Below are 11,476 nucleotides of genomic sequence, written 5' to 3' on the forward strand. Positions count from 1 at the left end.
CTTCGCACCTGTAAGCGGCGGGTTGATCGTGATTTCTCAGAGCTAGCATCAAATCATCTCAAGCGAGCGCTTGCGTTTCGGCGGCGGAAACTCGACGTCGATCGCCCTTAGCTCGTCGGGGCTCAGCCGGATCTCAAGAGCGCGATAGTTATCATGCACATGAGCCGCGCTGGATGCCTTGGGAATAGCGATGATGCCGGGCCTCTGAAGCAGCCAAGCCAAAGCGACTTGATAGGGGCTTGCATCGTGACTGCGTCCAATATCCTGCAGGATGCCTCGCTTCGGAAGACGTCCCTGTTCGATGGGGCTGTAGGCCATCAGGGGCATCCGGCGCTTTGCCATCCAGGGAATCAGATCGTACTCCGGTCCGCGTCGCGTGACGTTATATAAAACCTGGTTGGTTGCGCAATTGAGGCCGCCATCGACAGCGAGCAATTCCTCCATGTCCTCCGTATCGAAATTGCTGACGCCCCAGTGACGGATCTTGCCGGAAAGACGCAGATCCTCAAATCCCGCTACGGTCTCCTGAAGAGGCACACTGCCACGCCAATGGAGAAGATAAAGATCGAGGCGATCCGTCCTGAGCCGTGCCAGGCTGCGCTCGCATGCTCCGATGACGCCCCTGTGGCTGGCATTATGCGGATAGACTTTGCTCACGAGAAACAGCCGCTCCCGAAACGCACCTAGGGCCTCGGCAATCAGTTTCTCGGCTTCACCCTCACCGTACATCTCTGCAGTGTCGATCAGGGTCATGCCCAGTTCGACTCCCAACCGCAGCGCTTCGATTTCTTGAGCGCGTCGGCTGCTCGTCTCGGCCATCTGCCAGGTGCCCTGACCAAGCGCGGGGACAATTTCGCCCGAAGGCAGCGCGACGTGTCGGCTCATCACCGTACCTTTCGAAAGCAGGCAGGCATCGTGCCCGTCCTTTATAAATGAGCGAGTCTCGGGAATGAAGGTTATTGCAGACGAGGTTGCTTCATGAAACGGTTTCGGTCGGCGGACCGGATCGTTACGTCGAAGGTATCGCCCTCGCGTTCCAGCGTCAGCGGCACGTCCACTCCCGCGGCTCCCAACGCCCAAATGGCCCGATAGAACTCGGCCAGGGACGAGATCGCCTGCCCGGCAACGGCCTGTACATTGTCCCCGGCCCTCAGCCCTGCCCGCTGAGCGGGAGCATCACCGGCAAGGCCGATGATCGAGACCTGATCCTCCTCCGTCTCTGAGGCATAGAAGCCGAGCCACGGCTTCGGTGGCTTACCGACCCGGCCCAATGTCAAAAGATCATCGAGAATGGGCTTCAAGAGATCAACGGGCACACTCATGTTGAGGGGAACGATGGCACCGCCCTGAGCCTGGTGCTGGAGTTGCAGAGATCCGATGCCCACGAGGTCTCCGCGTGGGCCGATCAGCGCGGTTCCGCCCCAATTGGGATGGGCAGGCACGGTGAAAATGGCATTGTCGATGAGATACTCCCAATAACCGGCGAATTCCTGGCAGGCGACCACCTGGGCGGCCATGGAATGGACGCGCCCGCCGCTGCCCCCCATAACCACATGGTCCCCGGGCGAGAGGCGCCGGGAGTCTCCCAGCGACATAGCCGGCACACCGAGCGGCTCGAGCGCCTGAACGAGACCGAAGCCGCTATCGTAGTCATAGGCGATCACATGGGCTGCGACCGTGCGGCCCTTGTTCGTGGTGAGCCAGACCTCCCCGGCCTCAGCGATTAAGTATCCGATCGTCACGACCAAGCCGTCCGCCCGGATCACCACGCCCTGACCGGCCCGGTCGACACCAAGCGTCTCGGCAGTAAAGGCATCCTCAGACACGCGGGCTCGAAGCGATACAATGGAACTCAGGGTTTCCCGCAGGTCATAGGCGAGAGCATCCGGGTCGGGCTGGAATTCCGGCGGGATCTGCCATTCCTCCGGTGACTGCATTGCAAACTCCTTGAACCCACGTCCCGAGATCTCAACACGCCGGATCACGAAGGACTCCCTACAGAGTCAAGATGGCGGATCCTGCCACGCGTTCAAGCCATGCCCGTTTGATCGTCCCAAGAGGAACCAGCGGAGGCTTCACCCAGGTCAAGGTCGCCCGCGGCGGAACGAAGCAAAGTACTGGCATGACGCCAGAACTCATCGCCCACTACGACCCGCGCGTCCCGCGCTATACGAGTTATCCCGCTGCACCCCACTTCAAGCCCGAGGTGAATTCCTCGACTTTCGCCGAGTGGCTTTCGGGGACCCCGCAGCAAACGGCGCTGTCGCTGTACCTGCACGTTACTTTCTCCCGGGAACTTTGCTTCTATTGCGGCTGCCACACCAAGGCTGCTCGCACCGACAGCCCGGTCGCATCCTATGTGGAACTTCTGGAGCGCGAGACCGAACTCGTGGCGAAGCACCTGCCGAGCCGTATGGACGTCACGCATACTCATCGGGGCGGCGGCACGCCGGCGATCCTCTTCGGAGACGATCTCAAGGGCATCATGAAGCTGCTCGAACACTCCTTTGGGGGCGAAGCAGGGGCCGAGATCGCCGTTGAGATCGATCCGCGCGCGATCACTCGTGAATATGTGGAAGCGCTCGCCGCCTCAGGTCTCAACAGGGCGAGCCTGGGATTTCAGGACTTGAATCCTGAAGTCCAGACCATCATCAACCGAATTCAATCGTTCGAGGAGACAGCCAAGGTTGCCGCGTGGCTCCGGCGTGCAGGGGTGACCGGTCTTAATCTCGGCCTGATGTACGGCCTCCCTTATCAGACGACTGAAAGCGTCCTGCGGACCATCGGTCAGGCTCTGAAACTCGAGCCTGACCGTGCTCGTGTCTGCGGAGTAAAGGAAACGATCATGTCACTCCGGTCTGGTCACAAGATCTTCAAAACAAACTCGATCATCCTCATCATCGGCGTGCTGTTCGTCATCTCGATCGGTGGCCCCGTGGAAATCATGCCGCTCTTCTACCTCAAGTACACCATCGAGAAGGCCGAGGCGGTGCCCCCTTACACTCCCTCGAACTAATTGGACGCAACATCGACGTGCGTGAAGGCTGCTACAACTGCCACCGCCAGATGACCCGCCCCCTCCGCGACGAAGTGGAGCGCTGCGGGCACTACTCCCTCGCTGCCGAGAGCATGTACGACCGCGCCTTCCAATGGATGCGAAGCGTATAGGTCCGGACCTCGCCCGAGTTGGAAAAAGGTATTTCGACGATTGGCACCGGGATCACCTGAAGGATCTCCGTGCGGTCGTGCCCGGCTCAATCATGCCGAGCTATCTTTGGCTGAAAAAGAACGAACCCGGCATGTCCTCCTTTAACGAGGGCATGAAGATCCAGGCGATGCTCGGTGTACCTTACGCCGAGGAGATGCTGAAGAAGGCGGAGAGCGACGCGCGGATCTAGGCCAGCACCGACGATCCCAATGTTACCAAGGGTGAAGAGATTTTTCCCGAAGGCGACAGGGCCGCGTATTTCTACAAGGTGGTCTCGGGTGCAGTGCGCACCTTCAAGCTCCTGAGCGACGGTCGCCGCCGGATCGACGCCTTTCATCGTCTCGGTGACAATTTCGGCATGGAAACGGGCGATGAGCACCGCTTCAGCGCCGAAGCCTTGGGTGATGGCACGATCGTCGCACACCGCCGCTGCAGCCTGGAAACCCTGGCATCGCGGGATCAAACCTTCGCTAATCAAGTCGTTGCTTCCATGATGCGCTCGCTGGAACGCGCCCAGGATCACATGCTGCTGCTTTGGCGCAAGCATATCCTAGAAAAGATTGCCACTTTCCTGCTGGTTCTTTCCGAGCGCCTGACGAAGGACAGACAGGCCGATCTGCCCATGTCGCGCATCGATACTGCCGATCACCTGGGTCTGACGATCGAAACCGTTTCGCGCTCTCTCACTCAGCTGGAGCGCCAGGGCGTCATCGAAGTGCCTGCCCATCACCGCGGGATCGTGCTGCGCGACAAGACCGCCCTCCAGCGCCTCGAAGCCTGATCCATCTTGTCCTCATATTTGCGCTCAAAGGCTTCGTACATAGTCGCGAGCACGCTTTTGAACATCATGCCATACGCGTAACTCGCGCTTTGCGTCAGCGAGCGCGCGGTGATCGGGATCACCCTCAGCCTCGTCCTTGAGCCTGGCCTGACCGATAATCTCCTTTGCATGAGCGGCCCACTCGCTCTCGGGTCGTCCGGCGTCCCGCAGAATCCGGATGATCGCCTCCTCATGGGCAACATCCGTATCCTGCAACCGCAAGGCATGCCGCGGAAGACCGGCGCTCCGGAGCAATTTGCTCAGCCACTGCCCGTCCCACGACGGCGCGGTTGCATGGAGAACGTGACCGGAGAGCACATCCAGCATCCGCCGGGCGACCTCGTCATGGGGCGTGCCTTCAGCGAGCAGCTGGTCTCGCGTGAGGCGGTGGGTCGCCTCGGATTCAGCCGACCAGTCCGTCCATGAGGGCGCAGGTCTGATGAGATGGCTCTCCTCCCCACCGGACGCGAAGATCCAGCCGACCTCGATCGGATAGCTCTCCTTGCCCAGCGACGAAGCCTCGAAATCCAGAAAGACGATGTCCGGCCGCTTGCTCATACGATGCTGTCTCCAACCGCTCCTCTCACGAGAGTGTCCTCTCGGGTGAGGAGAAACAACGGTGTGACGACCTGCTCACATGCTGAACCGAGGCAAAGACCGTCTCACGCAGGCACTGCGGCCCGCATCGGGATAACATTCTTCACAGGTGGCTGCGTTTTATCCAGAAGAGCCTGGATTTTCTCCGCAAGGTCCGTGGCGCGGTAGGGTTTGTAGAGGAGTTCGACATCTTCGATCGTTTCCTCTCCGTCGACATAGCCAGTCGTCAGAAGAACCTGCACGTCCGGCTTTTCGCTCCTGATGAATCGAGCAAGATCGATTCCGCTGAGTCCACCCGGCATGCGGACATCGGACAGCACCAGTCGAACCCGGTCGTTGGCCTTCAGCAAAGTTGCCGCGGCATCGCCGGTCTCGGCTTCAATCACGTCGAAGCCGAGAGAGTGCAGCGTCGAGATAGCAACCTGACGGACGGCGGGGTTGTCCTCGACCACGAGAACAGTCTGCCCAGCCCCGAAAGGAGTTGTGTCACTCCGCTGTTTCTCGTTCGGGCTTTCCGCGACCCCATGGGCTCGCGGCAGGAAGATCCGGATGGTGGTGCCGTCATTGGGCGCGCTGTCGATCTCCACATGCCCATGAGATTGCTGCACGAAACCATAGACCATGCTGAGACCGAGGCCCGTTCCCTTGCCGCTCTCCTTCGTGGTGAAGAACGGCTCGAAGACACGCTGGAGAACCTCCGGAGGCATGCCAATGCCGGTATCTCGTACGGAGATTACCACGAACTCTCCCGGATGCGCGACCTTGGTTTCGTCGAGCGCCTGAGTGCCGACGGAAATCGACAGATCACCGCCCTCGGGCATGGCATCACGCGCATTGACTGCAAGGTTGAGCAATGCCGCCTCGAGCTGCGCACGATCCACTTCGATCAGATAAATGTTCTCCTCAATCTCGAGACTGACATTGATGCGTTCACCCAGGGTACGGCGCATCAATTCCAGGAGCCCAGGCATGAGAGATCCGACGTCGATAGTCGAAACCTGCAACGGCTGGCGGCGCGAGAAGGCAAGAAGCCTGTGCGTGAGATCAGCGCAGCGTTGCGCGCCTTCCATGGCCATCCGGACCCTCGGCTCAGCCTTCGCATTGCCTTTGATCGCTCTCTGCAACAGGTCGAGGTTGCCGATCACGACGCTCAGCATATTGTTGAAATCGTGCGCGATGCCACCGGTCAGGCGTCCCACAGCTTCGAGCTTACTGGCATGGAGCAGGTTCTGCTCCAACTGCTTGCGCTCTGTGATGTCGAACCACATGCCGAAGAATTCGCGGGGCCGTCCGTCGTCATCATGCATGAGCATGGTCTGGTCAAGGAAGAACCGCTCGCTCCCATCGGCACAGGTCCAGCGATATTCCAAGGTGACGGTCCCTTGGTCCGTCAGCTCTTGGAGCTGGTTCAGCACCCGATCCCTGTCGTCCGGGTGGAGGCGGGACGACCAGAAGTCCGGCGATTCCAGAAAAGCCTTTGGCGGGAAGCCGGTGATGCGCTCGATGCTCTCGTTGGTGAAATGCAGTTGCCGATGGTCCTCCTGGACGGATGCGGTGTAGAGGGCGATCGGCAGCGACTCCAGAACGATGGACTGGTGCTCCTCACGGCGCCGCAGAGCCTGCTCGGTCTTCAGCTTTTCGCTCCGGACGCGCAGGTTTTCCATCAGGAGGCGTCGCTCTTCTTCCCCCTGGCGTCTGATCTCCTCGGTTTTCCGGTAGAGATCGACGAACACGCCAACTTTCGATTTCAGGATCAGCGGCTCGATGGGCTTGAAGACATAATCAACGGCGCCGGCCGAATAGCCGCGGAAGACATGCATATCGTCCTTGTTGAAGGCAGTGAGGAACAAAATCGGCACGCGCGAGGAGCGGGGCCGGTTTCGGATGAGTCCCGCGACCTCGTAACCGTCGAGACGCGGCATTTGCACATCCAGCAGGATAGCGGCGAAATCATGTTGCAGAACCTGCCGGAGCGCGGCCTCCCCGGAATCCGCCTTGATGATCTCGATCCCGGGACCGCGGAGTATTTCCTCGACAGCGATCAGATTCCGGGGGTCGTCGTCGACCACCAGAATCTTCGCCTGTACGGGACTGGACAGGGCGTGCCCCGGCACCTGAGGTCTCAGGTCAGCGTCCAGCCCGCCCTGCCCGCTATGTTCCATCATGTCCCCAGACCGGTCTCTGCTGCACCATTGGAGTGTGTCCTCCCCTCAGGCACATAGGTGCTTCGACTCAGTTGAACGCGCAAGACGGCGAGAAGTTGATCGATGTCCACAGGTTTCGAGACATAGTCGGTCGCACCGGCTTCCAGGCACTTCTCCCTGTCGCCCTTCATGGCCTTTGCCGTGACGGCGATGAGCGGGATATTTCGATAACGCGGATCCTTTCGGATTTCCCGCATCGTCTCATAGCCGTCCATTTCGGGCATCATGATGTCGACAAGGGCGATGTCCACGTCGGGGGTTGTCTTCAACTTCTCGACGCCTTCGAGGCCGTTCTCTGCAAAGATGACCGTAAGGCCGTACTGCTCAAGTGCACTCGTCAGCGAGAAGATGTTGCGCATGTCGTCATCGATGATCAAGACCTTGCGGCCTTCGAGAGCCGCCTCGCCTTTCGGCTCGATGATGATCTGGTTCTCTTCCGGAATCGCGTTGATGGAACGATGCAGGAACAGGGCAGTGTCGTTGAGCAGCCGCTCGGAGGAGCCCTCACCCTTCAGGATCACCGTTGCGGCGATCTGTTCAAGGCGGCGTTCCTCGACACGGCTCAGGTCTTGTCCGGTATAGATGACGATGGGAAGCTCCTCGCCTCCCTTGGTTTTCCGGATCCGCTCGATGAGTTCCGCTCCTGGAAGATCCGGCAATCCAAGATCGACCACCGCGCAATCGAATCGACGCGCTTGGATTGTCTCGAGCGCTTCCTCCGCCGTAGCGACGGCCGTAATATCGACCTCCTCGCCCTTCATCAGCTCGGAAATGCTCATGCGCTGGTTCTCGTCATCCTCGACGAGGATCAATTTCTTCACCGGACGGTCGATGAAGTCCTTCGTGCGGTTGAGGGCCGTCATCAAGGACTCCCGGTCGACCGGCTTTTCGAGGAAGCCGAAGGCACCGGCCCTCAGGCCGCGCTTCTTCTGGTCATCCACCGAGATCACGTGGATCGGCACATGGCGTGTTCTCGGGTCATGCTTGAGCAGGTCGAGCAGCGCCCAACCATCCATGTCGGGCAAACCGATATCGAGCGTGATCGCATGCGGCTTGTAGCGGTGGGCCAGCGCGAGAGCCGAAGCGCCATCCATGGCGATCAGTCCCTTGAAGCCCTGCTCACGGGCAAGCTCCAGCAGAACGGATGCGAACATCGCGTCGTCCTCGATGATCAAGACCACCCGGTCTCCCGATACGATGGCATGCCTGTCGTCGAGCGAAGCGGACAGCGCCATCGGGGCTGACGGCTGACGCAGGATCGTGGAAGTTTCCTCGAAGGTGCCTCCCGTTGCCCCGTTGCCGCTCGCACGCTGGCCTGCGGCCGAACCTTGCGTCCCGTGGTTCGCCGGCGGCTCGAGCGGAAGGAACAAGGTGAAGGTGGAACCCTGTCCCGGCGAGCTCGACACCACGATCTCGCCGCCGAGCAGGCGGGCGATCTCGCGGCTGATCGACAGGCCCAGGCCCGTCCCACCGTATTTGCGGCTCGTGGTCCCGTCCGCCTGCTGGAACGCCTCGAAGATGATGCGCTGCTTGTCCTCAGGAATGCCAATGCCGGTATCGGCAACGGAAATGGAGATCCACTGGCTGCCGGCCCGCAGAGGCGAACCTTCCGCCGATCCGATGTGAAGTCTCACGCCGCCCTTCTCGGTGAACTTGAACGCGTTGGAAAGAAGGTTCCGCAGAACCTGCTGCAGACGTTTCGAGTCCGTACGGATCGTGGGAGGCAGCTTCTCGTCAACGTCGATATGGAAGTCGAGCTTTCTCTCCTCCGCGACCTGGCGGAAGGTTCGCTCCATGTGATTGACGAGATCCTTGAACCCCACTTTCGTGACTTCGAGACTGACGGTTCCGGACTCGATCTTGGACAGATCGAGGATGTCGTTGATCAACGCAAGCAGATCGGACCCCGCCGCGTGGATCGTCTTGGCGAACTCCTTCTGCTTGTCGCTGAGATTGCCTTCCGGATTCTCGGTGAGGAGCTTCGACAGGATCAGAAGCGAGTTGAGCGGCGTACGCAGCTCATGGCTCATATTGGCGAGGAACTGCGACTTGTAGCGCGAGGTCAGCGACAATTGCTCGGCTTTTTCCTCCAGGGCCGTTTTGGCCATGGAAACCTCTCGGTTCTTGTCCTCGACTTCCTGCTTCTGCAACTCAAGCAGCCGCGCCTTGTCCTCCAACTCTTCGTTCGACTGCTGCAGCGCTTCCTGCTGCTGGCGTAGGAGCTCTTCCGACTGGCGGAGACTGGCGGCCTGCTGCTCAAGGCGGTCGTTGGTGTTCTTCAACTCTTCCTGCTGGCTTTGCAGCTCGATGGTCAAGAGCTGGGACTGCTTGAGCAGGCCTTCCGTCCGCATGTTGGCGGCAATGGTGTTGAGAACGATACCGATCGACTCCGTCAACTGGTCGAGGAACGACTGGTGCGTCTCCGAGAATCGGCTGAAAGAGGCAAGCTCGATGACGGCCTTCACCTCCTGCTCGAACAGCACCGGCAGAACGATGATGTTGAGCGGCGGCGCCTCACCGAGCGCGGAGCCGATGGTGATGTAGTCGCTCGGCGCGTTGGAGATGAGAATGCGTTTCTTCTCATAGGCCACCTGGCCCACGAGGCCCTCTTTCAACCGGAAGCGGTTGTTGAGATGCTTGCGCTGCGTGAAGGCGTAGGATGCGACGAGTTCGAGGATCTGCTCGCTGTTGTCAGAGTTGACCATGTAGAACACGCCGTGCTGGGCATTCACCAGCGGCGCGATCTCGGACAGGATCATGTTGGAGACCGTCGTGAGGTCGCGTTCGCCCTGCAGCATACGGGTGAACTTGGCTAGGTTGGTCTTCAGCCAATCCTGCTCCGCATTCTTGAGCGTCGTGTCGCGCAAGTTGCGGATCATCTCGTTGACGTTGTCCTTGAGCGAGGCGAGCTCGCCGGAAGCCTCGACCGAGATCGACCGGGTCAGGTCACCCTTCGTCACGGCGGTCGCCACATCCGCGATAGCGCGCACCTGGGTGGTGAGGTTCGCAGCGAGCTGGTTCACGTTGTCCGTGAGGTCGCGCCACAATCCGGCGGCGCCCGGCACTCTGGCCTGACCGCCGAGCTTTCCTTCGACGCCCACCTCGCGCGCCACGTTCGTCACCTGATCGGCGAAGGTGGCAAGCGTGTCGATCATTTCGTTGATCGTATCCGCGAGGGCGGCGATTTCACCTTTCGCATCCACCGTGAGCTTGCGTTTGAGATCACCCTCCGCAACTGCGGTCACGACACTGGCGATGCCACGCACCTGACCGGTGAGGTTGTTCGCCATCATGTTCACGTTGTCGGTGAGGTCCTTCCAGGTGCCGGCTACGCCGCGTACCTGCGCCTGGCCGCCGAGCTTGCCCTCGATGCCGACTTCGCGCGCCACGCGGGTCACCTCGCCCGCGAACGAGTTGAGCTGGTCCACCATGGTGTTGATGGTGTTCTTCAGCTCGAGGATCTCGCCGCGCACCTCGACGGTGATCTTCTTCGACAGGTCGCCGTTCGCCACGGCGGTGGTGACCTCGGCGATGTTACGCACCTGGCCGGTCAGGTTCGCGGCCATGAGGTTGACGTTGTCGGTCAGGTCCTTCCAGGTGCCGGCAACGCCCCGCACCTGCGCCTGGCCGCCGAGCTTGCCTTCCGTACCCACTTCGCGCGCCACGCGGGTCACCTCGCCTGCGAAGGAGTTGAGCTGGTCCACCATCGTGTTGATGGTGTTCTTCAGCTCGAGAATTTCGCCCTGAACGGCCACAGTGATCTTCTTGGACAGGTCGCCGTTGGCGACAGCCGTTGTCACCTCGGCGATGTTACGCACCTGGCCGGTCAGGTTCGCCGCCATCATGTTCACGTTCTCAGTGAGATCGCGCCAGACGCCGCCGACGCCCTCCACCTGGGCCTGGCCGCCGAGCTTACCCTCGGAGCCCACCTCCTTGGCCACGCGGGTCACCTCGGAGGCAAACGAGTTGAGCTGGTCCACCATGGTGTTGATGGTGGATTTCAGCGCCAGGATCTCGCCCTTCACGTCGACAGTGATCTTCTTGGACAGGTCACCCCGAGCCACGGCGGTGGTGACCTCGGCGATGTTGCGCACCTGGCCGGTGAGGTTCGCCGCCATGAGATTGACGTTGTCGGTGAGGTCCTTCCACGTGCCGGCAACGCCTTCCACGCGCGCTTGACCGCCGAGCTTGCCCTCGGATCCCACCTCGCGCGCCACGCGGGTCACCTCGCCCGCGAACGAGTTGAGCTGGTCCACCATGGTGTTGATGGTGTTCTTCAGCTCGAGGATCTCGCCGCGCACCTCGACGGTGATCTTCTTCGACAGGTCGCCGTTCGCCACGGCGGTGGTGACCTCGGCGATGTTACGCACCTGGCCGGTCAGGTTCGCGGCCATGAGGTTGACGTTGTCGGTCAGGTCCTTCCAGGTGCCGGCAACGCCCTTCACCTTGGCCTGGCCGCCGAGCTTGCCTTCCGATCCCACCTCACGCGCCACGCGGGTCACTTCCGAGGCGAAGGAGTTGAGCTGGTCCACCATCGTGTTGATGGTGTTCTTCAGCTCGAGGATCTCGCCGCGCACCTCGACGGTGATCTTCTTGGACAGGTCGCCGTTGGCGACAGCCGTTGTCACCTCGGCGATGTTACGCACC

General features: G+C 60.8%; 7 protein-coding genes and 1 pseudogene. 3 read left to right on the forward strand and 5 right to left on the reverse strand.

Annotated elements, in window-relative coordinates; all coding sequences use genetic code 11:
- Positions 1–48 precede the first annotated feature (48 nt).
- Both E4K09_RS17950 and E4K09_RS17955 read right to left on the reverse strand, forming a co-directional pair.
- Positions 49–885 (reverse strand): aldo/keto reductase, encoded by an 837-nt coding sequence (locus E4K09_RS17950; protein ID WP_134499154.1) that lies wholly within the window; start codon positions 883–885, stop codon positions 49–51.
- A 71-nt stretch (positions 886–956) separates the two neighbouring features.
- Positions 957–1,937, reverse strand: coding sequence for a S1C family serine protease (locus tag E4K09_RS17955; protein WP_134499155.1), 981 nt, complete (start codon positions 1,935–1,937; stop codon positions 957–959).
- Between the two features lie 185 nt (positions 1,938–2,122).
- Between E4K09_RS17955 and E4K09_RS31115 the strand changes: the two are divergent.
- The 3 genes and pseudogenes from E4K09_RS31115 (at position 2,123) to E4K09_RS31125 (ending at position 3,989) form a co-directional block, all read left to right on the forward strand.
- Positions 2,123–3,168: pseudogene (locus E4K09_RS31115) on the forward strand (cbb3-type cytochrome c oxidase subunit II).
- Positions 3,150–3,398 (forward strand): cbb3-type cytochrome c oxidase subunit II, encoded by a 249-nt coding sequence (locus E4K09_RS31120; protein ID WP_425293857.1) that lies wholly within the window; start codon positions 3,150–3,152, stop codon positions 3,396–3,398. Before E4K09_RS31115 ends, E4K09_RS31120 begins: the two are co-directional and overlap by 19 nt.
- A 78-nt stretch (positions 3,399–3,476) precedes the next feature.
- On the forward strand, positions 3,477–3,989 hold the full coding sequence (locus tag E4K09_RS31125; protein WP_244610572.1) for a helix-turn-helix domain-containing protein: 513 nt from the start codon (positions 3,477–3,479) through the stop codon (positions 3,987–3,989).
- 24 nt (positions 3,990–4,013) lie between these two features.
- Here the strand turns inward: E4K09_RS31125 and E4K09_RS17975 are convergent, their stop codons facing one another.
- From E4K09_RS17975 to E4K09_RS17985, 3 genes are all read right to left on the reverse strand, one after another.
- On the reverse strand, positions 4,014–4,586 hold the full coding sequence (locus tag E4K09_RS17975; RefSeq protein WP_134499157.1) for a 3'-5' exonuclease family protein: 573 nt from the start codon (positions 4,584–4,586) through the stop codon (positions 4,014–4,016).
- Positions 4,587–4,690: 104 nt separating this feature from the next.
- Entirely contained in the window at positions 4,691–6,790 is a 2,100-nt protein-coding gene (locus E4K09_RS17980) for a response regulator (protein ID WP_193557312.1), read from the reverse strand.
- On the reverse strand, positions 6,787–11,476 hold a 4,690-nt coding region (locus E4K09_RS17985; protein ID WP_134499158.1), incomplete at its 5' end, for a HAMP domain-containing protein. The genes E4K09_RS17985 and E4K09_RS17980, both read right to left, overlap by 4 nt.

The sequence above is a fragment of the Microvirga pakistanensis genome (assembly GCF_004458765.1).
In the GTDB taxonomy this organism is placed as follows: domain Bacteria; phylum Pseudomonadota; class Alphaproteobacteria; order Rhizobiales; family Beijerinckiaceae; genus Microvirga; species Microvirga pakistanensis.